The following is a 24,804-nucleotide window of genomic DNA, read 5'->3' as shown; positions in this document are numbered from 1 at the left end:
ATATAGTAATTAATCTGATTTTAAGCAGTCTAGTGAAATCAAGGTATAAATTAAAAATATTTACCTCTTATTTAAGAGGTAGATATTTTAATAGGAGGATTAAAATATGTTTAAAAAGATAAGTATGATTTTATTAAGTTCTACAATATTAGTTGGTTTATCATTAACCACATTTAGTACAAAAGCAAATGCAGCTACAAATGCCATTGCAAAAACTCCAGGATATAACAATCCACTTATTACACAGAAGTTTGGAGCTGATCCATATGTGATGGTTTATAACGGCAGAGTATACGTTTACATGACAAGCGATGAATTTGAGTATGATAATAACGGAAATATTAAGGACAATTCTTATGCTCAAATCAAGAAATTAACAGTTATATCATCTGATGACATGGTAAACTGGACAGATCATGGTGAAATTCAAGTAGCAGGACCAACAGGTGCAGCAAAGTGGGCAAGTAATTCTTGGGCTCCATCAGCTACACATAAAGTAATAAATGGAAAGGATAAGTTCTTTCTTTATTTTGCAAATAATGCAGGAAGCATTGGAGTGCTCACAGCAGACAGTCCAGTTGGACCATGGTCAGATCCTCTTGGAAAACCTATGATTACAAAAGGCACTCCTGGGGTTAGTAACGTTGAATGGCTATTCGATCCAGCAGTATTAGTGGATGATGACGGAACAGGTTATTTATATTTTGGTGGAGGAATACCAGGTGGAAAAAATCCTACACAAAGCCAAATTGCAAATCCAAAAACAGCTAGAGTTATAAAATTGAATAACGATATGATTCATACTGAAGGAAGTGCAGCTACAATTGATTCTCCATTTATGTTTGAAGATTCAGGTATACACAAATATAATGGTAAATACTATTATTCATATTGTTCTAATTTCTCAGGAACACATCCATATGGGGCTCCACCTACAGGCGAAATAGCTTATATGACAAGCAGTAGTCCAATGGGACCATTTACTTATGAAGGGACTTTTCTTAAAAATCCAGCATCATTTTTCGGAGTAGGTGGAAATAACCATCATGCTGTTTTCCAATTTAAAAACCAATGGTATGTAGCATATCATGCACAAACTCTTGGAAAAGCTATGGGAATTACAAAAGGATATCGTTCTACTCATATCAATAAGCTTTCATATTCTGGAAGTAAGATAAATAATGTAGCAGCAGATATGCAAGGTGTACCTCAAGTTGCTAATCTTAATCCTTATAAAAGAACAGAAGCTGAAACTATTGGTTGGAGTGCAGGTATTTCAACTGAAAAATCTCAAGCACCTGGAAGTTTTGTAAGTAGCAATAATCTTGATGTTACAAGTATAAATAATGGAGATTGGCTTGCAGTGTCAAAGGCTGACTTTAAAAATGGAGCTAAGTCATTTAAGGCAAATGTTGCATCAACTGTTGGAGGAAAAATTGAAATACATTTAGATAGTTTAGATGGAAAACTTATTGGTACCCTTAATGTAGGTTCTACAGGTGGAAATCAAGCTTGGAAGGAAATGAAATGTGATGTAAATGCTGTCAGTGGCGTTCATAATGTTTACTTTAAGTTTGTTGGAAATGGAACTAGTAATTTATTTAACATGGACTATTGGCAATTTAGTACTGATTCTACAGGTGGAAATACTGGAGATAATACTGGAGGAAGTAGTACTGATGTTGGAACTACTGTTACATTAAATAATGGTTGGTACTACATTAAAAATGTTAATGCTAATAAATACCTTCAAGTTGCAGGAAATGTAGGAAGAGCATGTCAAAATGTTGAACTTGCTACAGGTACAGGGGTAGCAGGACAAAAGTGGTACTTAACAAACTTAGGAAATGGATTGCTGACATTAAAGAGTGCATTGGGAGAATATATGCTAGATGTAAGTAGTGGAGAAAATAAAGATGGTGCAAATATTCAAATTTACAATGCATATGGACATGATCCACAAAGATTTTCAATTAAAACTTCATCAAAAAGTGGAGCATATATTGTTTCAACTGTTAGTAGTAACCAAACTAAGGTATTAGATGATTATAATTTTGGAACTGCTGATGGTACAAATGTTTGTCAATGGACATATGGAGGATATAGCAACCAACAATGGATATTTGAACAAACAAATAATTAAGAAATTATCAAATTAGAAAATAGTTATAACGAATATTAATGACATTAAAAAAATAATAAGCTTTTATTACATTTACATATTATAAAGCTTGGTAAACTGTTCAAACCCTATAATATTAACGGCAATTTACCAAGTGAAAAAATATATGTAAGTGTGATAAAGGGCTTAAAGAAATTTTATTAAAATTAAGGAGGAAAAATCATGAAAAAAATATTTTCTATACTTGTTGCTATGCTATTTTTAAGCATTCCATGCAGTGCTAAAGCTGCAACAAATGCAAAGGTGCCTGTGTTACTGTATCATGTAGTTTCTTCAAATCCAAATGGACAATATCAATTTAGTCTAACAGAATTTAAAAAGCAGATGCAATACCTAAAAGCTAATGGATATACAACATTATCTATAGATCAATATTACAACATTATTAATAGAACAACTCCTATGCCTAATAAGCCTGTATTACTTACCTTCGACGATTGTACAAGTGATTTCTACACAAATGTATATCCTGTTTTAAAGCAATATAATATGAAAGCAACTCAATTTGCAGTTACAAACTGGATTGATACTTGGGGACATATGACTACTAATCAACTAAAGATAGTAAGCAATAATGGTATTGATATACAAAATCATACTACAACCCATTCAAATTTAACTAGTCTTACACATAATCAAAAGTATGATGCTATTAATGCTGCAACTGCAAAAATTAGATCTATAACTAACAAAGCTTCAACTTATTGTGCATATCCTTATGGCAGCTATGATGCTGATACTGCTTCGATTCTTAAGAGCTTAGGATATAAAGGTGGTTTTAAAGTAGGTGGTGGATTAAGTACAGATATGAATGATAAATATGGCTTACCTCGTACTATAATTCTTAATGGTGATAATTTGAATGTTTTTGTAAGAAAGCTTTCAACTGGAAATTAGCTATAGATAAATTTTAGTATTCTGGAAATAGCAACAGAAGCTTATTTAATATTGATTATTGGCAAATTACTGCCAAATAATATTATGGAATTAACTTAATAAAAATTGGGGGAGATGAAAATGAATAAAAAAATAAAAAAGATTATGCTATCTTTATTGAGCGTGTCTATTGTAGGTTTATTAGCTATTGATGGGGCTACGGCAGTTAAAGCAGCGTCAGGCGTTACAGTTAATTTATCAAATAAAAAACAAGTAATTCGTGGTTTTGGAGGAATGAATCATGTATCTTGGGCTGGAGATTTAACAGCAGCTCAAAGAGAAACAGCTTTTGGCAATGGAGATAATCAGCTAGGATTTTCAATTTGTAGAATATATGTAGATGATAATAGAAATAATTGGTACAAGGAATTAGCAACTGCAAAAAGTGCCATTGCACATGGAGGAATAGTTTTTGCTACGCCATGGAATCCACCAGCTTCAATGACTGAAACTTTCAATCATAACGGTAATAGAAAGGCAAAAAGACTTAGACATGATAAATATGCTGAGTATGCTAAGCATCTTAATGATTTTGTTCAATATATGAAGAATAATGGGGCACCTCTATATGCTATTTCACTTCAAAATGAGCCTGATTATGGAAATGATTGGACTTGGTGGACTCCAGAAGAAGTGCATACATTTACAAGAGATTATGCTGGAACAATTCAAGGTTGTAAGGTGATGTCAGCAGAGTCATACTCGTATCAGAAAAATATGTATGACCCTATTTTAAATGATCCAAAGGCTCTTGCTAACATAGATATTTTTGGTACTCACACTTATGGTACTCCAACTAGATTTATGCCATATTCTCTTTTTAAGCAAAAAGGAGCAGGAAAAGATTTATGGATGACAGAAGTATACGTTCCAAATAGTGATGCTAATTCAGCAGATCGTTGGCCTGAAGCAATTGATGTTGCAAACCATATTAATGATTGCATGGTTGAAGGGGAATTCCAAGCATATACATGGTGGTACATCCGTAGACAATATGGGCCAATGAAAGAGAATGGACAGATAAGTAAGCGTGGTTACATGATGGCTCACTTTTCAAAATTTGTTCGTCCTGGATATGTAAGGGTTGATGTACCAAAGAGTCCAGCAAACAATGTATTTGTATCTGCATATACAGGAAATAAAAAAGCGGTTATTATTGCGATAAATAAAGGAACATCTCAAGTAAATCAAAGTTTCAATATACAAAATGGATCAGTTTCTAAAGTAACACCATATGTAACAACAGGATCACAAAATTTGGCTAAAGGCGCTAACATAAATACATCTAATGGAAACTTTACAGCATCTCTTCCAGCACAAAGCGTAACAACATTTGTAGCAGATCTTAATTAATACAATGCCTATTTTAGTGGGTGATATATGAGGGATTTAATAATGTCTATGTATTTTCATAGGTGAAAATGACATCTTAGATATTGGATGGAGTTAAAAATTTTTCTAAACAAAATACTAAATAACCAATCAGAACGTGAGGTGAGATACTATGAAGAAAATTCGCAATATGTTAGCTATTTCATTTGCTTTTTCTCTAATGATTCCAGAAACATGTTATGCAGAGAATCCAATAGTACAAACTATTTATACTGCTGATCCTGCTCCTATGGTGTATAACGGTACTTGCTATGTTTATACAGGGCATGATGAGGATGGCTCAACAAACTATACAATGAAAGATTGGAGATGCTATTCTACAACTGATATGGTAAACTGGGTGGATTGTGGATCACCACTTTCTTATTCTACATTTAGTTGGGCTAAAGGTGATGCATGGGCTGGACAGTGTATTCCTAGAAATGGTAAGTTCTATTACTATGTACCTGTAAATCAAAAAAATGGAGGAATGGCAATAGGTGTTGCTGTTTCAGATAGTCCTACTGGACCTTTTAAAGATGCTCTTGGACATCCATTAGCTTCTACTGGTACTGGTGATATTGATCCAACAGTATTTATTGATGATAGTGGACAAGCATATCTATATTGGGGAAATCCTAATCTGTTTTATGTTAAGTTAAATCAAGATATGATTTCCTATTCAGGAAGCATTGTAAAGGTACCTTTAACTACAGCAGGTTTTGGAGTACGTACTGGAAATGCTCAAAGGCAAACTTTGTATGAAGAAGGTCCATGGTTCTACAAACGAAATGGAATGTATTACATGGTATATGCAGCTGGAGGCATACCTGAATATATTTGTTATTCCACAAGTACAAGTCCTACTGGTCCATGGCAATATAGAGGGAAAATCATGTCTACTCAAGGCAGAAGTTTTACAAATCATTCAGGAGTAATTGATTATAAAGGCAAGTCCTACTTTTTCTATCATAATGGTGCTTTACCTGGAGGTAGTGGTTTCACACGTTCAGTATGCGTAGAGGAATTTAAGTATAATGCTGATGGTACATTCCCAACAATAAATATGACAACAACAGGTGTATCTGCTATCAGTAATTTAAATCCATATGTAAAAAATGAGGCTGAAACAATTTGTATGGAATCAGGTATTGAAATAGAAAAATGTAGTGAAGGTGGACAAGATGTAAGTTATGTTGAAAATGGTGATTGGATAAAGGTTAAAGGTGTCAATTTTGGGTCAGGTGCAACTTCTTTTAATGCAAGAGTAGCTTCAGCAAGCAGCGGTGGTAATATTGAACTTCGCCTTGACAGTGTAACAGGTACTTTAGTTGGAACATGTAATGTTCAAGGTACTGGCGGTTGGCAATCTTGGGTTACTAAATCTTGTAATGTAAATGGTGCAAAAGGAGTACATGACTTATATCTAAAATTTACTGGCGGAAATGGATATTTATTAAATGTTAACTGGTGGCAATTTAATAGTAATGGTTCTGCAAACAAAATGTAATGTATTACATGATACATGCAGCTGAAGGCGTGGTTTCACGCGTTCAGCGTTTGTAGAACAATTTAAATTTAATGATTTAATAGGGGCACAAACTGCCTCTGCATGGAAAAAAATTAAATATTAGTGATTATATGGAGTTTGGTTAAGATGTTAATTCAAACTCATGTTACAGTTTAGAATACAAAATAAAAAATAGTAAGGAGGTTTTAATATGTCAAAAAGAAAATTATTGCTAGGAATAGCTGTTGCCTTTTTATTCACGCAGACTATTGCAATAACTACTCCTAAAGCTCAAGCTTCTTCAACATCAAGTGTTAGCACTCATCAATCTACTTCAGTATCAAATACTGCTCTTCCAACCATGCCACCAGCAGGGTATGACAAGGGGGGGAAGTATCCAGCAGGTAGAGTTCAGGATATAAACTATTATTCACCGGTGACAAAGACTATGCGAAAGATGGTGGTTTACACACCTCCAGGATATGACTCAAATAAAAAATATCCTGTTATTTATGGAATTCACGGTATAGGTTCCTGGCCATCTACTATCTTTGATAGCTGGTGTGTTGGTGCCAGCACTGTAGCTGATAATCTTATAGGTCAGGGAAAAATTCAACCTGTAATAATAGTATCCATGGATAATAATAATGTTGATTCGCATAAAGAATTGTTTAATGCTGTAATGCCATATGCAGAATCACATTATCCAATTATTGCTGACGCTGATCATCGAGGAATTTATGGCTATTCTATGGGGGGAGGAGTAACATTTGCTGAAGGAATTGGACATTTGGATACATTCCATCATATTTGTCCATCTTCTGCAACTCCGTTTAACCACCCTTCTGATAAGGATATGTTCCCAAATGGCGGGGCTGAGGCAAAAAATAAGATTAAGACTTTGCTTCTTTCCTGTGGGACTTCGGATTGGGATGGCTTTTATCCTCCAAACTTAGCAACACATAATTATTGCGCTGCCAACGGAATTCCTCATTATTGGTTGTCTGTTCAAGGCGGAGGTCATGATGGCAGTGTGTGGAGACCAGCTATGTGGAACTTTTTACAACTAGCATTTCCGGCAAATCAAAGCAATAACACACAAAATACTGAAGTACTTAGTGATGGATGGTATTCTATTAAAAATGTTAATGCTCAGAAATATCTTCAGATTGCCAATGATACAGGAAAAGCAACTCAAAATGTTGAGCTTGGAACAAAGTCACAAGCTAAAGGACAAAAGTGGTATCTAACAAATATAGGAGACGGTTACGTAACATTAAAGAGTGCATTGGGAGATTTTATGCTTGATGTAAACCGTGGTGAAGATAAAGATGGAACTAATATTCAGATTTACAATGCATATGGACATGACCCGCAAAAGTTTTCTATCAAATCGTCTTCAATAAACGGTGCATATTCTATTGCAACTAAGTGTAGCAATGGAACTAAGGTGCTAGATGATTTTCAATTTGAAACTACTGAGGGTGCTAATGTATGTCAGTGGACTTATACAGGAAGTAATAATCAGCTATGGTCATTTGAACCAGCTAGTTATTAAAATAGGTAATTATTTATTTAAATAAAAGAATTTATCTTATGTTAGGGGAGGATATTAATGAAAAAGTTTATTATTTCAATTATGAGTAGTTTAGTTCTCATATTATCGTTTGGATTACAAGCAAATGCTGCAACACCAGTAAAAATTCCAGTACTTATGTATCATAGAATCGAGGTAAATGCTAATAAAAATGATACATGGCAAATAAGCCTAAATGAATTTAAACAGGAAATGAACTATTTAAAAAGCAATGGATATACTACACTTACCAATGATCAATTTTACAATATTATAACTAAAAAAGCTCCTATGCCAGCAAAACCAATTCTCTTGACATTTGATGGAGCAACATCAGATTTCTATTATAATGCGTATCCTATATTAAAACAATATGGGTTCAACTCTACAGAATTTGTTGTTACAGATCAGATTGGCACATCTTGGGGAAGTCCATCAGATATGATTAGAATAATGACTGAAGAACAATTAAAAACAGTTGCTAAAAACAAAGTAGAACTTGAAAATCACTCTACAACACATGGACATATTGCAAATTTAGGTACTACAGAATTAACAAGAAGAGTAGCTGGTGCAACTAATAAACTTCAAAGTATGACAAACAAACCAGTAGGTTACTTTGCATATCCATTTGGTGAGTCAAGTCCTAATTTTGTTAATGTTCTAAAAAATTTAAAAGTAAAAATGGCCTTTAAAGTAGGTGGAGGACTTGCTACAGATTCTAGTGATTTGATGAATATGCCAAGAATAGGTATTGTGAATACCGATAATATTACAACATTTATAAGGAAGATAAAAACTGGATATTAATTGGTTGGAAAATTCTAAGGAGGTTTTAGTATGGTAAAAAGTAGACTATACAAAAGAAAAGTTTCCTTTAATAAAGTAATGTTTATGTCAATAATAATATGCACTTTGTTGACATTACCTACTTTTAAAGCTAAGGCATATACTTCTGATCTGGGAAATGGAACATATCAAAACCCTGTCATGTATGCAGATTATCCTGATAATAGTGTTATCAAAGTAGGGACAACTTATTATATGTTATGTTCTAGTATAAACTATGTACCAGGTCTTCCTGTTTTAAAATCAGAAGACCTTGTAAACTGGGAGACTTGTTCATATGTATATGATCGTATTGATGTAGGAATGAGTGGTATTGATAAGGCACATGCAGATGCATATAACTTAGTAGGTGGGAAAAATGTATATAGTCATGGAAGCTGGGCACCAAGTTTAAAGTATCATGATGGTAAGTTTTATGCTACATTTTCTTCCCTTGACCTAGGTAAGACATTTGTATGTACAAAGAGTGCTCCAATGAGCTTTGGAGGATGGGATTTTACTGAAATTAAAGGTTTAGGATATGCACATGATGCAGATCTTTTCTTTGATACTGATGGAAGAGTATATCTTATAAATGGTGGATGTAATGTAACAGAGTTAAATTCGGATTGCAAATCTGTCAAGGCTGGAGGGATAAATAAGAAGATTTTTGATGGTGGTAGTAGTCATGATGGTAATAGAATTTTTAAGAAAAACGGATATTACTATATACTTTCAACCCCTGTAAAAGAGAATGGACCTTACCAACGTATAGAGAAAGCATGGAGATCTAAGAGTTTAACAGGGCCTTATGAACAAAAAGTAATTTTAGATGATGGTGGAAATCACCAAGTTTGTATAGTTGAGGATGGTAGCTATAATTGGGCAATCCTTTTCGAGGATAAAGGTGCAGTTGGACGTATTCCAAAGCTTGCTCCTGTTACATGGGTAAATAATTGGCCTATGATAGGTGTAAATGGAAACGGCAAAGTACCAGCAACTTATAAAAAACCAGTAGCAGGAAATGGAATAAAATCACCTGATACAAATGATGATTTTAATGCACAAGGTTATGTACTTTCTCAATGGCAATGGAACCATAATCCTGACAATTCAAAGTGGACTAGCTCTGAACGTCCTGGATGGTTAAGGCTTAAGACTAGTAAAACTACTGATCTTCTTCAAGCAAGAAATACTTTGACACAAAGAATACAAGGACCAACATCTTCAGGATGGGTTAAGATGGATGCAACTAATATTAAATCAGGACAGATTGCTGGATTATCCGCTTTCCATAGTAAGTATGGATATATAGGAGTAAGAAATGATAATGGAACTAAAAAGCTTGTTCAATACAATGTTACAGGCTCAGAAACTTCTATTAATCTTACTAATAATATGGTGTATCTAAAGGTAGACGCTGATTGTAATACTCAAATAGCTAAGTTTTATTATAGCTACAATGGTAATAGTTGGACACAATTAGGTAGTCCTCTTAAAATGGACTTTTTCTATAAATTATGGTTTGTAGGATATAGGTTTGCTCTATTTAATTATACAACGGGTTATGATACTAGTGGTTATGCTGACTTTGATTATTTCAAGTTTAGTTCAACTGCAACTGGTACAGGTGGAGGAAATATTAAAAATAACCTTGCAGTTAACAATATGGAAAATGCATTGTTTAATTTTAAAGAAAACACTAGCAAAACCAATTAATAAAATTAAAAAATAGAGTGGTTTATATCTTATTAAATATATAAAAATTAAGGAGTGATGGTAATGTTAAAATCAAAAGTTATTAAAATCTGTATGGGGGTAGTTACATTAGGCCTTTTATTTTCAGTGGCTGCTCCTATAAATGCTAGTGCAGCAATGTCTAGAAACAAATTTATAGGTAATATAATTGGAAATGGTGTTCCATCTAATTTTTCTAACTATTGGAACCAAGTAACACCAGAAAATGCTACTAAATGGGAAGCTGTTGAGTCAAGCAGAGATAGAATGAATTGGGGAGGTGCAGATACTGATTATAATTATGCAAAGAGCAAAGGCTTTAAATTCAAATTTCATACATTAGTTTGGGGATCTCAAGCACCAAAATGGATAACAAGGATTTCACAAGCAGATCAAAGAGCAGAGATAACAGAATGGATTCAAGCTGCAGGTAGAAGATACTCAGGTTCAGATTTTGTTGATGTTGTAAATGAACCTTTGCATACTCCAATAGATTTTAAGAATGCAATAGGTGGAGATGGTTCTACAGGATGGGATTGGGTTGTTTGGTCATTCCAGCAAGCTAGAAAAGCTTTCCCAAATTCAAAATTACTAATTAACGAATATGGTATAATCGGTAACCCTAGTGAAGCAGATAGGTATGTAAAGATTATAAATATACTTAAGAACAGAGGCCTTATAGATGGAATAGGTATTCAATGTCATCAATTTAATATGGATACAGTTTCTGTAGGTACAATGAGAACAGTTTTAAATAAATTATCAGCAACAGGATTACCAATATATGTATCAGAACTTGATATAACTGGTGATGATGCTACACAATTAGCAAGATATAAAGAAAAATTCCCTGTATTATGGGAAAACCCTAATGTTAAAGGTGTAACACTATGGGGATATATTCAAGGGCAAACATGGAAAGCTAATACTCATTTGGTTAATTCAAATGGTAGAGAACGTCCAGCTCTTCAATGGTTAAGATCATATTTAGCAAGTCATTAATTAATATAATCTAAAGATTTAGTAAAGGGGAGAAATAAAATGATAAAAAGAAAAATAGGTATGTTTGGAATTGGATTAGCAATGTTTTTAGGAGCAATGACTGTAGGGGAGGGTATAACTGCCAATGCAGCAGCAAATCCAAATCCTACTTGGTATGTAGGGTCAAGATGTTTTTATAATGGGCCAACAAATGCGTGGGATGATATTTCTGTTAAGGATCCATCTATTGTTTATGCTAATGGTAAATATCATTTATTTTATACTGGTTATGCTCAAAATGGTACATTCCAGATGGGAACTGCTTCAGCATCAACGATTAATGGTTTAAGAACTGCTCAGCATAAAAAGTTAGACTTAAATGGATCATGGGGACGTAACGGAAGCTATGGAGCACCACAAGTATTTTATATGGAGTCTAAACATATGTGGTATCTTATTTACCAAGGTAGTTTAGGAGCTTGTTATGCAACAACTACAAATATAGATGATCCAAATTCATGGAGTGGACCAAAGTCTCTAGGAGCTAGTGGAAACATGGGCTGGGATTATTGGGTTATTTGTGATGATCAATATGCATATCTTTTCAATACACCATCAGATGGTTCACATAATATTTACTGTCGTAAGACATCTCTTGCAAACTTTCCAAATGGTTGGGGACCAGCTACAGTTGCAGTAAGAGATACTTTTGAAGGGGCTTGTGTTTATAAATCTAAAGCTGATAACAAGTATTATATGATAGTTGAAGATATGAAGGATAATAGATATTACGAACTACATCAAGCAAATAGTTTAAATGGTCCATGGACAAAGGTTAGTGAAAAGTGGGCATCATCCCATAATTTATCTTACACTGCAGATAGATGGACAAATCGTGTTTCTCATGGTGAACTACTTCGTTCAGGCATAAATCAAAAACTAGAAATTAATGATATTAATAGAGTTGATTTCTTAATTCAAGGTTCTACAGACAATGCTTATGTTCCTTATGAAAAAATTAAATGGGATCTTGGGATTATAAAAAATTATAAATAATCAAAATTATTTATAATTTGATATATGATTTTGTATTCTGAATAAAATGATTCTGTTAGGTTTTTATGAAAAAAAGCCTAACAGAATGTATAAAAAATAGGGGGAGTAAATAATGAAAACAAAAAAGATAATTTCATTATTAGCGGGTATAGCATTATCTATAAGTATGCTTGTTGGTAATAGTAGTTTTCAAACAGTAGCAAAGGCTGCTCAGGTTAATGTTAATTTAATTCAAAATGGAACTTTTGATACAAGCCTTAAGGGGTGGGGAAATTTCACAACAGATGGAGGTAGTGGTAAAGTTTCGCAAAAAGATGGTGCTCTTAATGCAGAGGTAGAGAACTGCGGAAATGTATCATATGGTATGCAAGTTTATTATGATGGCTTTAAAATGTATAAAAACGGAAAATATCATTTGGAATTTGACATAAGTTCAACAACTGATAGAAAAGTAGAATATACAATTCAACGTAATAGAGGGGATTATCGTTCTTATACTTATGGGAAAATTAATACAACTGGTAAAGTCCAAAAGGTATCACAAGATTTTACTATGACAGAGGACAATGATAAGTCTCCAAGACTTGCATTTAATCTTGGAAATATAGGTGGAGGGAATCTTCCAAAACATTCTATTAAAATTGATAATGTTAAATTAGTTCTTCTTGATGATACTGGAGTAGTTTACGATGAAGACGATGCTCCAAAAGTAGAACAAAAAATTGTCTTAAATCAAGTAGGGTATAAGCCAGAAGAGAAGAAAAAAGTTGTTTTTAGAGCAGCTAGTGCAGATCGTAAATTTAGAGTTGTTTCAACTAGCACAAAAGAGGTAGTTTATGAGGGAGATATTAATGGTTCAATGAATAATAAGGCAGCAGGTGAGACAGACAGATTTGGAGATTTTTCATCTGTAAAAACACCAGGTACTTATACTATTGAGACTGATGGACTAGGTAGTTCTTATAAGTTTACTATAGGACAAGATGTTTATAAGAATGTATTTAAAGATGCAGTAAGATTTTTCTATATGCAAAGATGTGGACAAGAGATACCAGAAAAATTAGGTGGTAAATGGGCACATCCAGCTTGCCACACAGATTTAGCCAGAATATATGGAACAAATCAAAAAATAGATGTATCTGGTGGATGGCATGATGCAGGTGATTATGGACGTTATGTAGTTGCTACTTCAGTAGCAGCAGCAGATCTTTTAACAGCTTACAATGATAATAAAGCTGCTTTTGGAGATGATTTTAATATTCCAGAAAGCGGAAATGGAATTCCAGATGTTTTAGATGAAATAAAATATCAATTACAGTGGCTATTAAAAATGCAGGATCAAACAAGTGGTGGTGTTTATCATAAAGTAACATGTGCGGGGTTCCCAGGTCATGTAATGCCACAGGATGAAAAAGATGAACTTATTGTATGTCCTATATCAACAACAGCAACAGGAGATTTCGCAGCAGTTATGGCAATGGGATATGAAAACTTTAAGGATATAGACCCATCTCTAGCTAAAAAATGTTTAGCAGCAGGAGAAAAAGCTTGGACATATTTAAAAGATAAACCAAATACTCCTGTTTCAAATCCAACAGGTATTGTTACTGGAGCATACGAGGACAAAGATGATAGTGATGAAAGATATTGGGCAGCAGCTCAGCTTTTCAAAGCAACAGGTGACAGTAAATATGATGCTGCATTTAAAGCATTAGAAAATCAAAAGATTAGTTCAGGATTGGGCTGGCAAAATGTTGGTGACTTCGGTAATATGGCATATATATCAGCTAAAGGTGCTGATCAAAATGTAGCTAGAAATATTAAAAATTACATTATAAAAGAGGCTGAGCGTATTGTGCTTTTAGATAAAAATGATGGATACAACATTCCAAGTGGAACAACAGGATATTGTTGGGGTAGCAATATGAATGTGAATAATAATGCTATATTCCTTGCAAAGGCTTATAAGATTATACCTAATGAAGAGTATTTAGATTATGCAAAAGAACATATTAACTATTGCTTTGGTAAAAATTCATTAGGTAAGTCTTTTGTTTCAGGGTATGGTACAGATTCTATGAAGCATCCACATCATAGACCATCTATAGCACAAGAAAAGGCATTGCCAGGTATGATTGCAGGTGGACCAGATAGTGCTTTAGAAGATTCAGTAGCATTAGCTAGTTTAGAAGGACTACCTCCAGCTAAATGTTATATTGATAATCAAGAAAGTTATTCTACTAATGAGGTAGACATATATTGGAACTCGCCATTTGTTTGCGCTATGGCAGAAGTAAATAGACATTAGATAATGGAGAATTAAGGGGGATAAATTAATGAAAAAAAAGATTTTTAATATTTTATTTATAAGCTTAATGTTTTTAACATTCTTATGGGTTTCACCAAGCTTTGTATTAGCAGCGTCTAACCCAACTATGCCACCATCAGATTTTGACAGATGGAAAGGTAACATTTCACATGGTACAGTTAACTATATTTATTATCAGTCTACAGCAACAAGAAGCCAAAGAAGGGCAAAAATTTATTTGCCACCAGGGTATTCAGCAAGCCAAAAATACAGTGTAATGTATTTATTGCATGGTATCGGTGGAAGAGATGATGACTGGACTAATGGTGGCGGAAGTGCCAATACTATTGCTGACAATCTCATCGCATCAGGGAAAATTAAACCTTCTATAATAGTAATGCCAAATTGTAATGCAACTGGAGCAGGGGTATCTGATGGTTATGAAAACTTAACTAACGATTTGATAAACTCTCTAATACCTTATGTAGAAAAGAATTACTCTGTTTACACTGACCGTACTCATAGAGCAATATCTGGTCTTTCAATGGGTGGTGGACAATCATTCAATATCGGTTTACAGAATTTAAATTCATTTGCATATATTGGTGCATATTCTGCAGCTCCAAATACTCATTCAAATTCTCAATTATTCCGTGATGGTGGAACTGCAGCAAAGAATCAATTAAAACTTTTATTTATTTCCTGTGGAACTAGTGACAATCTTATTAATTTTGGTACAGGAGTACACAACTTCTGTGATTCTAAAGGGATTCCTAATACTTATTGGCTTCTTCCAGGAAGAGGACATGACTGGAGTGTTTGGAAACCAAGTTTGTGGAATTACCTTCAAATGTTAGATCAATCAGGATATAATGGTGCTTCTTCTAGCGGTAATCCTACTGGAGGAAACAGCACTACAATGGGAAATACCGTAACATTAAATGATGGATGGTATTATATCAAAAATGTTAATGCTCAAAAATATCTTCAAGTTGCAAGTAACGTAGGAAGAGCAGGTCAAAATGTTGAACTTGGCACAGGTTCAAGAGCTAATGGACAAAAGTGGTATTTAAGAAATGTAGGAAATGGATATGTAACATTAAAGAGTGCATTAGGTGAATATATGCTAGATGTAAGTAATGGAGAAAATAGAGATGGTGCAAATATTCAAATTTACAATGCATATGGACATGATCCACAAAAGTTTTCTATAAAATCTTCTTCAACAAATGGCGCATATGCTATTGCAACAATGAGTAGTAATCAAACTAAGGTGTTAGATGATTATAACTTTGGAACTTCTGATGGTACCAATGTTTGTGAGTGGACATATGGAGGGCATAATAATCAGTTGTGGCTATTTGAAAGGGCTAATTAGTAATCAAGCGGTTCGTTAATAAAATACACCAAGTTTAGTATTTCGCTAAACTTGGTGTATTTGTATTTGCAATTTGACTAGTAGTCATGCCTAAATTATAATATGTTTAGTTATAGCTAACTTCGTGAATTTAATATTTGAACTAAGGAGGAATAAAGTTGGAGAGGAATATGAGTAGTGGAAAAAGAAAAAACAGTAATATAGCAACTTGCATATTAGTGATTTTTTCTGTAGGTTTTTTTATAACTTATCCATTTCATGATAGTTTTTTAGGAGGATTAATATCAAGTCTTTGCCTAGCTGCTATGATAGGGGGCTTAGCAGATTGGTTTGCTGTTGTAGCCTTATTTAGAAAACCATTAAATGGTAATTTATTAGCTAAGTTATTTAGGACAGAAATAATACCTAAAAATAGGGAGCGAATTTTTGATGCCTTGGTAGATATGGTAGAAAGTGAACTATTAACTAAAGAAAGCATTATGAACAAACTTGGAAAAATTAATCCATCAGAAGACTTAAGTAAGTTAATTAAATCTAATAAAAAGAAAGATTTAATTATTATATTAGATGATATTTCTAAAGAAATACTTAGTAATGAGAACTTAAGTAAGGCTAAGGATTTTAAGGGCGAAGTTATAAAATCAGTAGATCTTTCAAATATTATTTTACAAACTTTTAATTGGATGTGGAATAACGGATATAAGGAAAAAATTACAGACATATTAGTAGATAAATTAGAAGAATTATCTAAAACTTATGAAACAAGAATGTTTGTTAAAGATGTTGTTCTTCAAATATTGGAACTTAATAGAGGAAGTTTCTTAATTATGATTTTAGGGTTTTTTATTAAAGGAAACTTAGATAACATAGCAAAAACTCTTCAAAAGAAATTAGTAAGTTTTATAGAACAAATGAAAAAACAAGAAAGTAGTGAAAGAGAAGAAATACAGTCATTTATAATAAAGCAAATTGATAGATTAAAAGAAGATGAAGAATTAAAAGATAAAATAGAAAATTGGAAAAATGAAAGGCTAGAAAAGATTGAAGAAATAGCTATGGAATATTTGTTAAAGCTTAAATCAGAACCTAATAATACTTTTAAGATTATAGAAAATATATTAAATAGGCAGTTAGAGTCTTTTGTTAATGATATTGATAAACAAGCAAAGTTTAATAATGCCATAAATAGCTTACTTGAAAAAATGGTTGAAAGAAATCACCATAAAATAGGATTGATTATTAAAGAGAAGTTAGATGGGGTAAGTGGTGAGGAACTATCAAATATGATAGAGCCTATCATAGGTGATGATTTGCAGTTAATTAGAGTAAATGGTTCTTTAGTTGGAGGACTAGTTGGAATAATAACGTATATGATGACATTTTGGATAGTATAGGAGCGATGGACATGAATTATAAACGTAAAGCAAATATAGCCCTTGGCATTTCACTTATTTTATTTTGTGTTTCAGTAATATTAAGGTATTTTTATAGAGATATATTTATATTTAAATTGATGATATTTGTATCAGAAGCCTCTTTGGTAGGTGGTATAGCTGATTGGTTTGCAGTTACAGCGCTTTTTACAAAACCATTAGGTTTTCCATATCATACTGAAATAATACCAAGAAATAGACAGTCTATTATAAATTCAACAGCAGGTTTAGTTGAAACAGATTTGCTAAGCAAAGAAACATTAAAGAAGCAAATAGACAAGATATCTGTGGTGGAATATATATTTAAGTATGTTCAAGATAACAAAGATATAAAAGCAGCAGTTGTTAAAAAGATTTTGGACTATATATATGAAAAAAATATAGATAAAATAGCGGAGTATATTGAGAATATCATTAAAGAAGAAGGAAAAAACATAAATTTATCAGATAGATTTAAAGCTTTTATAGAAAATGAATTCACATATGAAAATAGAGTAATATGGGCACAAAATTTTCTAAATAAACTTTCTGAAGAAGAAGGTGACAAAAAGATATTGGCCTTTTCTAAAAGGATTTTAGCTAGTAAAGATGAAGGCTCAAGCTTTTCATTACAAAGCTTGCTTAGTAAATTAAATATATCAGTAGCAGAAGATTTAAGGGATTTAATAAAAAGTCAGCTTGAAAAAATACTTACAGATCTTATGAGTGAAGATAGCATAATTTCAGAGGCTTGTAAAAATAATATAATTAAAACCATAGAGATGGTTGAACTTTCACCAGCTTCAATTGAAGAATGGAAGGCTGATCTACTAGAGAAAACAGATTTTAAACCAATTATAAAATCACAACTTCCATCATTAATAAATGAAGCTATTATAAGTAATTTGTTAGAAAAAATATGGGACTATTTAAAAGAAAGTAAGTCCATTAAAACTGCCATAGATAATGGAGTTAGGGAGATAATATATAGTATTTTAGAGAAAAAACATAGTGTAATAGGAAGTATTGCAAAGGATACTTTAAATAGTTTTACAGATGAAAAGTTAAATAAGTTTATTGAAGATAAGGCAGGGGAAGACTTGCAGTGGATTAGAATAAATGGTTCAGTACTTGGAGGATGTATAGGTCTAGTACTATTTGTATTTTTAAATTTAGTTTATGAACCATATGTTGTACCAATCATAAGGGGACTATTATTTTAATTAATTATATTTTTAAACAGATGGTAAAGAAATAATAAATACATTTTCAGATTTTTGCAGTTTGATGTGGCTGATTTATAAAGTCACATTAAACTGCATTTTTTATAGCTTTTATTAAAAAATAGTGAAAATTCAACGAAAAGATTAATTATTTATAAAACAACAATATTTTACATTTATAATAAAATTTACATGTTATAATTTAAAGGAGGAAATCGCTATCTTTTTAAGCAAGGAGGGTCATAATATGTGTCAAACTTAACTTTTACAAAATAACTATTTTATAAATAGGCATAAAATATATTAAAATGGAGGGGTTATTATGAAAATACCACATAGAATTTATCTTACGGAGGATCAAATGCCAAAACAATGGTATAACCTAAGAGCAGATATGAAGGAACTACCAGATCCTATGTTAAATCCAAAGACTTATAAACCAGCAACGGAAGAAGATTTATATCCTGTATTTTGTACTGAACTAGCAAAACAGGAATTAGATAACACAACTCGTTACATAGACATTCCAGAAGAAGTACAAGAATTTTATAAGATGTTCCGTCCTTCACCATTAATAAGGGCATATAATTTGGAAAAGGCTTTAGGAACACCAGCTAAGATTTATTATAAATATGAAGGAAATAATACTTCCGGAAGTCATAAATTAAATTCAGCAATTGCTCAAGCATACTATGCGAAAAAGCAAGGATTAACAAGTGTTACCACAGAAACTGGGGCAGGTCAATGGGGAACAGCTTTAGCTGAAGCATGTAGTTATTACAATATTCCTCTTACTGTTTATATGGTGAAATGTTCCTATGAACAAAAGCCCTTTCGTAAATCTATTATAGAGACCTTTGATGGGAAAATAGTTCCAAGTCCAAGCAATACTACAAATGTTGGTAGAGCAATATTAAAGGCAGATCCAACTACTAGCGGAAGCCTTGGCTCTGCAATTTCTGAAGCAGTAGAAAAGGCTGTTACTACAGAAGGCTGTAGATATGTCCTTGGTTCTGTATTAAATCAAGTAGTTCTTCATCAATCCATAATTGGATTAGAATCTAAGATTGCTATGGAGATGATCGATGAATATCCTGATGTGGTAATTGGATGTGCAGGGGGAGGGTCAAATCTTGGAGGACTTATAGCTCCATTTGTACAAGATAAATTGACTGGAAAAGCTAACCCTAGAATAGTTGCTGTAGAGCCTGCATCATGTCCATCTTTAACTAGAGGGCGCTATGCCTATGATTATTGCGATGTTGGTAAGATTACTCCGTTAGCAAGAATGTATACTTTAGGATGTAGTTTTGTTCCATCAGCTAACCATGCAGGGGGCCTTAGATATCATGGTATGTCACCAATTGTTTCGAAATTATATCATGATGAATATATGGAAGCTATATCAGTAGAGCAAACAAAAGTATTTGAAGCAGCAACTTTGTTTGCTAAGCAGGAAACTATTCTTCCTGCACCAGAGTCATCTCATGCTATATATGGAGCTGTTTTAGAAGCATTAAAATGTAAAGAAACTGGAGAAGCTAAAACAATTCTTTTTGGACTTACAGGGACAGGCTATTTTGATATGATGGCTTATGAAGCATATTTAAAGGGAACAATGAAGGATTATATTCCAACAGAAAAAGATTTAGAAAAAGGATTTTCAGAATTGCCTATTATCCCTAAGAATTAGTAAAAGAAGCTATGAAGAAGTGTGATTTTATTAAATAAAGTCACACTTTTTTCAATTAAAGACGGTATTCTTAATTATGTTGTGCGCTGGCAGTCAGATAAAAGTATAACTCTTGAGAAACGTAAAAAGTAATTAGATATATAAAAAAGCTCAAGTAAATACTTATCCTAGTATTTACTTGAGCTTTTTTAGTTTAAAGTATTCTATTTATTAGATACCTGAATTTCTGATTTATTTAAAAGATCATTAGTGTCTTTTAAGTATGTTTCTAAGACATAAGTTCCGTTAGGAACAACTCCACCATTACTAGTTACATAAGATTTTGCAGGCTCCTTACTTTGAGCTGATGTAATGTCTAGTTCTGCACTTGTTACTGTTTTGTCACCATTTTTATCTTTCCATACAAATAATATTTTTGTTGCATCATCAGGTACATTTTCAAAATATACTCTTCCATACAAACCATTTGTATTTTGGTATGAACTTACTGTCTCTTCATTTTTGTAATTAGATTCATATCCCTTTACAAATTCAACCTTAGATACTTTTGTAGAATTGCTTTTATCAACTCCATTTACTGTAGTCTTGTAACTACACCCAATTAGTTGAAAAATAACTAATCCTAAAATCAATGGGAACATAAACAACTTTTTGTTTTTCATTCATTATACCTACCTTTAATTATTTTATTTATAACAAAAAAGAAGTTATATAATGTATAGATTAACTTCTTGATTGCTTTTCAAAATTAAGTATTGTTCTAGTCCCACCTAGTATATATATACTAACATAACATGAATTTTGTGGCAATTGCCTATGTTTAACTCTTGTAATAATCTTCAGCGAGAAGTGCATACATGGAAGCATCACAAATTCCTTGATTATTTATATCTGCTTTACGTAGTGTTCCTTCATATCGCAAACCGCATTTTAACATGACTTTACCGGAATTTGGATTTCTTGGATCATGGCGAGATTCAATACGTTTAACTCCAACTTTTTCAATTAAAAATGGAATGATTCCTTTAAATGCCTCAGAAGTTATACCTTTATTCCAACATTTTCTTCCTACACAGTATCCAACATGCACCATATCAATTTCTTCATCCATATGAACAACACTAATAGTACCAATAGGTTCCAAAACATCTTCTTTTAGTACAATTGCCCATTGATAAAACTTACTGTCAGAATAATTATTAATCCAGTTTGATAATGTATTTTCTGCTGCTTTAACAGATATCAGTGCTGGCCAAGTCAAATATTTTGTTACCTCTGAGTCATTTGCCCAGTTGTTAAACATAGCCTTTGCATCTGATATGTAAAATTTACGTAATTTTAATCTCTCTGTTTCTATTTCTACAGTTCCTAAATGATTCATAGAATAGCCCCCTTTTTCATATTTTATTAGGATTTTCAAGATATTTCAAACAAAATCAACTTAATAGCTTAAAAATAGCGTACTTTAGAGTTTTTCTTTTTCCACATCCATGTACAAATTCTATATTTTCTTCATGCTTTATAGCATATAGTTATATAATAGAGATTTAGCAGAAGTTTTAATTGATAAATTTTATCTTATAGTTATATAATTTTTTTGTAAGCTAATGTTTTTCATCATACATTAATTTTACTATAAATTCCTTGCTCTTCGGAGCCTGGAATTTATTTTTTTGCATAAAAATGGAGCTGTGCACTAATTATTTAGTGCGGACAGCACCTTTTAATTTTGCCAAAGTAACTTTTAGCGAAATTGAGACCTTAATTATTTAACGACAACCAGTTTGGATAAGTTTTTCTTTCCAAACATCGCAAAAATCAAAGAAGTTATCAGGAGCGATATTTATACTGGTTTTATCTTCCATAGCTTTTTTGGTAAATTCTTTTAATTTATCTATAAATCCTAAAAAGTCATTATTATTAGTATTATCACTTTTTAAGTTAAAGTCTGGAACAGATATTCCTTCATCCCTCATAAAAATCATTAAATTATTTACATAGAATTGCATAGTACCGCAAATATCCCCTCCACATTCTACAGTACCAAATTCTTTACAAGTTTCTTGAAGAGCATCATATGCTTTTTTAGTATTAATTATAGTTTTGTTCTTTTGTTCTATTTCTATAGTATCCGAAGTATTCGAGCTTTTATTCTCAGTCTTATTAGTTTGATTTTTAGTTGTAAGATTCGTAGCATTAGTGACTGATTCGTTTTTAATATTTAAGCTATTCATATTATTATAAGTACTTATGTTGTTCATTTTTGCTTATTCCTCCCTGTATAATTATATATACTTTTTATCGGTTATGGTATAAAAAACTTTAATTTTATTTTTCTTCCAAATATGTTTAATAATAACTTATGTAGTGATATTATGTATAATGTGTAAAATTAAAATATTATGGATGGAGGAATGAACAATGAAAAATTTATCAAAAAAAATTTTAAGCTTATTGTTAGTAGCAGTATTTTTTACAATTGGACTAGGAGTTCAAAAAGCATCGGCTTATCCTAATACAAATTTTACTGCTACAATTACACAAGTTACTAATGTAAAAGATTATGGTGGAGATGTATATGCTAAAGGAGATCAAGCAATAGTTACATATACAGGAGAAACTTATAGTATAAACACTACTAATGTTGGTATTCAAGTAAAAACTGTAGGTGGACAAGGTTCTACTGCTATATGGGTAGATGGTAGTTATGTTCCTGATAATGGACATTTATTAGCTTATTCTTATCATGGAAACACATATTTACAAACATTTTTAGTTAAGAACTTATCGCATGGTACTCATAGAATACAAATTAGAGTATCTATGCCAACTGGAACAAATGTGAAAACAGATTATATTTTTGTGACTGTTTAATATAGCGAAATAGAAAATGGGCTGTCGCATTAGCGTTTCAAAAATGCTAATGGACAGTCCATTTTTTTATATTTTATTGAGATTTTCAAGATGTTTTCAAACAAAATCAACTTAATAGCTTAAAAATAGTGTACTTTAATAAGTCTTTATTTTTAATGACTTTTTTAGTCATCAGAGTTTTAAATGTTTAAAATTAAGAGTATGAAATTTATTTTTTACATAAAAATGAAGCTGTCACACTAATTATTTAGTGCGACAGCCCTTGTTATATTTAAGTTCTATATTGACAATTATACTAAGGTAAAGTATACTGAAATTCTAATAATAGACCATATTATAACATATAATCAATAAAAAGTCAATAGACCTAGAAGAAATTTTTATAATAATTTGAGGGGAGAATAAGTAAATGAAGATAGCTAATGGAGTTGAAATGCTTGAGATAAATTCTAATATTATGGGAATGGACAGTGTTATTAACCCAACACTGATATGGGACAAGGATACAATTATGTTAGTAGATGCTGGATATCCAGGACAATTGCCTAAAATTCGTGAGGAAATAGAAAAGACAGGGATAGAATTTAATAAACTAAATAAGGTTATGATTACTCATCAAGATATTGATCATATAGGAAGTCTCTCAAGTATATTGAAGTCTTTACCTAATGAGGTGAAAGTCTTTGCTCATATAGAAGAAAAAGCTTATATAAATGGAGAAAAAGTGCCAGTTAAGCTTTCTGAGTTAGAAACTAAACTGGCAAATGGGGCAGAGGAGCTTAAAATGATATACGAAAAACTTAAGACTGGCTTTGAAAATTGTAAAGTAAATATAGATAAGACATTGACAGATGGTGAAGAATTACAATGTTGTGGTGGAATTATAGTAATTTTTACCCCAGGTCATACCCCAGGGCATATTAGCTTATACCTTAAAGAAAGTAAGACACTTATAGCTGGAGATCTTTTGATGGTTAAAAGTGGGAAGCTAGTTGCCTCTCCTGATTCTATTAATTTTGATAATAATTTAAACGAAAAGTCATTAAAAAAACTTTTAAAATATGATATAGAAACAGTGATTTGCTATCATGGGGGCATATATAAAGGTAAAGTAAATGAGCGTATTGAAAGAATTTTAAGAGAGTAATATTAAGTGACAGTTTAAAGGGTTGTAATATATGTATTAAAAATATACCACTTACTATGAATAACTAACCACTTACCTATAACATATAGACAATGGGAAAAGCAGTTAATATAATAAAAATGTGGGGAGTGAAAATATGAAAATACGAATTGAATTAGATACTAAAATTGAAGAAGATGAAGTTATTATTAGATGTAATGAATTAAGTGAAGAAGTCAAAAATATTCAAGTTTTTCTTGAGGATATGTTGTCAAAAAAGAAAAATATAACTTTTTACAGAGGAGATACTGAATATTATCTTTCATTACAAGAAGTGTTGTTTTTTGAAACTGATGAAAATGGGATTTGCGCGCATACCATAGATAATATTTATAATGTAAAATATAAACTTTATGAACTTGAAGAGTTTTTACCAGGATACTTTATGAGAGTTTCAAAATCAACAATTTTAAATACTAATCATATTTACTCCATAACACGAAGCATATCATCATCAAGTAAAGTGGAATTTCAAAATACTCATAAACAGGTATATGTTTCAAGATATTATTATAAACCATTAAAAATCAAGTTATTAGAAAAGAGGAAATGA

The 24,804-nt window shown here is 32.0% G+C and carries 20 protein-coding genes; 17 read left to right on the top strand and 3 right to left on the bottom strand.

The annotated features are described in order from the left end of the window. The first annotated feature begins 106 nt into the window (after positions 1 to 106). The 14 genes from FAY47_RS09850 (at position 107) to FAY47_RS09785 (ending at position 20,191) form a co-directional block, all read left to right on the top strand. Positions 107 to 2,143, top strand: coding sequence for a carbohydrate-binding protein (locus FAY47_RS09850; protein ID WP_143316540.1), 2,037 nt, complete (start codon positions 107 to 109; stop codon positions 2,141 to 2,143). 201 nt (positions 2,144 to 2,344) lie between these two features. Further along, positions 2,345 to 3,079: a polysaccharide deacetylase family protein gene (locus FAY47_RS09845; protein ID WP_143316539.1), complete on the top strand. Its 735-nt coding sequence runs from the start codon at positions 2,345 to 2,347 to the stop codon at positions 3,077 to 3,079. A 120-nt stretch (positions 3,080 to 3,199) separates the two neighbouring features. Beyond that, positions 3,200 to 4,471 (top strand): glucuronoxylanase, encoded by a 1,272-nt coding sequence (locus tag FAY47_RS09840; RefSeq protein WP_143316538.1) that lies wholly within the window; start codon positions 3,200 to 3,202, stop codon positions 4,469 to 4,471. A 151-nt stretch (positions 4,472 to 4,622) separates the two neighbouring features. Continuing rightward, the gene (locus tag FAY47_RS09835) at positions 4,623 to 5,999 is read left to right on the top strand and encodes a glycoside hydrolase family 43 protein (RefSeq protein ID WP_143316537.1); all 1,377 of its coding nucleotides are present in this window, start codon (positions 4,623 to 4,625) and stop codon (positions 5,997 to 5,999) included. A 211-nt stretch (positions 6,000 to 6,210) separates the two neighbouring features. Further along, positions 6,211 to 7,557, top strand: coding sequence for an RICIN domain-containing protein (locus FAY47_RS09830; protein WP_143316536.1), 1,347 nt, complete (start codon positions 6,211 to 6,213; stop codon positions 7,555 to 7,557). Between the two features lie 57 nt (positions 7,558 to 7,614). Then, a complete protein-coding gene (locus FAY47_RS09825) occupies positions 7,615 to 8,385 on the top strand; it encodes a polysaccharide deacetylase family protein (protein WP_143316535.1) in 771 nt (256 codons plus the stop codon). A 30-nt stretch (positions 8,386 to 8,415) separates the two neighbouring features. Continuing rightward, on the top strand, positions 8,416 to 10,122 hold the full coding sequence (locus FAY47_RS09820; protein ID WP_143316534.1) for a family 43 glycosylhydrolase: 1,707 nt from the start codon (positions 8,416 to 8,418) through the stop codon (positions 10,120 to 10,122). Between the two features lie 63 nt (positions 10,123 to 10,185). After that, complete coding sequence (locus FAY47_RS09815) at positions 10,186 to 11,142, top strand: endo-1,4-beta-xylanase (RefSeq protein ID WP_143316533.1); 957 nt, start codon at positions 10,186 to 10,188, stop codon at positions 11,140 to 11,142. 39 nt (positions 11,143 to 11,181) lie between these two features. Beyond that, positions 11,182 to 12,177 (top strand): non-reducing end alpha-L-arabinofuranosidase family hydrolase, encoded by a 996-nt coding sequence (locus FAY47_RS09810; protein ID WP_143316532.1) that lies wholly within the window; start codon positions 11,182 to 11,184, stop codon positions 12,175 to 12,177. A 112-nt stretch (positions 12,178 to 12,289) separates the two neighbouring features. Next, entirely contained in the window at positions 12,290 to 14,485 is a 2,196-nt protein-coding gene (locus tag FAY47_RS09805) for a glycoside hydrolase family 9 protein (RefSeq protein ID WP_143316531.1), read from the top strand. A gap of 28 nt (positions 14,486 to 14,513) precedes the next feature. Then, positions 14,514 to 15,863, top strand: a complete 1,350-nt coding sequence (locus tag FAY47_RS20930) for an RICIN domain-containing protein (protein ID WP_143316530.1) — start codon at positions 14,514 to 14,516, stop codon at positions 15,861 to 15,863. A gap of 158 nt (positions 15,864 to 16,021) precedes the next feature. Then, positions 16,022 to 17,257 (top strand): DUF445 domain-containing protein, encoded by a 1,236-nt coding sequence (locus FAY47_RS09795; RefSeq protein ID WP_143316529.1) that lies wholly within the window; start codon positions 16,022 to 16,024, stop codon positions 17,255 to 17,257. An 11-nt stretch (positions 17,258 to 17,268) separates the two neighbouring features. After that, positions 17,269 to 18,498, top strand: a complete 1,230-nt coding sequence (locus tag FAY47_RS09790) for a DUF445 domain-containing protein (RefSeq protein WP_143316528.1) — start codon at positions 17,269 to 17,271, stop codon at positions 18,496 to 18,498. A 319-nt stretch (positions 18,499 to 18,817) separates the two neighbouring features. Continuing rightward, a complete protein-coding gene (locus FAY47_RS09785) occupies positions 18,818 to 20,191 on the top strand; it encodes a TrpB-like pyridoxal phosphate-dependent enzyme (protein WP_143316527.1) in 1,374 nt (457 codons plus the stop codon). A 203-nt stretch (positions 20,192 to 20,394) separates the two neighbouring features. Here FAY47_RS09785 and FAY47_RS09780 read toward each other — a convergent pair whose 3' ends face one another. The 3 genes from FAY47_RS09780 to FAY47_RS09770 form a co-directional block, all read right to left on the bottom strand. Then, positions 20,395 to 20,853 (bottom strand): hypothetical protein, encoded by a 459-nt coding sequence (locus FAY47_RS09780; protein ID WP_143316526.1) that lies wholly within the window; start codon positions 20,851 to 20,853, stop codon positions 20,395 to 20,397. Positions 20,854 to 21,011: 158 nt separating this feature from the next. Next, the gene (locus tag FAY47_RS09775) at positions 21,012 to 21,572 is read right to left on the bottom strand and encodes a GNAT family N-acetyltransferase (protein ID WP_143316525.1); all 561 of its coding nucleotides are present in this window, start codon (positions 21,570 to 21,572) and stop codon (positions 21,012 to 21,014) included. 388 nt (positions 21,573 to 21,960) lie between these two features. After that, positions 21,961 to 22,452 (bottom strand): hypothetical protein, encoded by a 492-nt coding sequence (locus FAY47_RS09770; protein ID WP_143316524.1) that lies wholly within the window; start codon positions 22,450 to 22,452, stop codon positions 21,961 to 21,963. A gap of 160 nt (positions 22,453 to 22,612) precedes the next feature. On the opposite strand from FAY47_RS09770, the gene FAY47_RS09765 reads away from it, so the two are divergent. The 3 genes from FAY47_RS09765 (at position 22,613) to FAY47_RS09755 (ending at position 24,804) form a co-directional block, all read left to right on the top strand. Next, positions 22,613 to 23,065 (top strand): hypothetical protein, encoded by a 453-nt coding sequence (locus FAY47_RS09765; RefSeq protein WP_143316523.1) that lies wholly within the window; start codon positions 22,613 to 22,615, stop codon positions 23,063 to 23,065. 409 nt (positions 23,066 to 23,474) lie between these two features. Further along, positions 23,475 to 24,212 (top strand): MBL fold metallo-hydrolase, encoded by a 738-nt coding sequence (locus FAY47_RS09760; RefSeq protein ID WP_143316522.1) that lies wholly within the window; start codon positions 23,475 to 23,477, stop codon positions 24,210 to 24,212. 136 nt (positions 24,213 to 24,348) lie between these two features. Then, positions 24,349 to 24,804, top strand: coding sequence for a LytTR family DNA-binding domain-containing protein (locus tag FAY47_RS09755; protein WP_143316521.1), 456 nt, complete (start codon positions 24,349 to 24,351; stop codon positions 24,802 to 24,804).

It is taken from the genome of Clostridium sp. HBUAS56017, assembly GCF_007115085.1.
Taxonomy (GTDB): domain Bacteria; phylum Bacillota; class Clostridia; order Clostridiales; family Clostridiaceae; genus Clostridium; species Clostridium cibarium.
The sequence above is the reverse complement of the archived record's forward strand: the minus strand, read 5'-3'. Positions and strand labels throughout refer to the sequence as shown.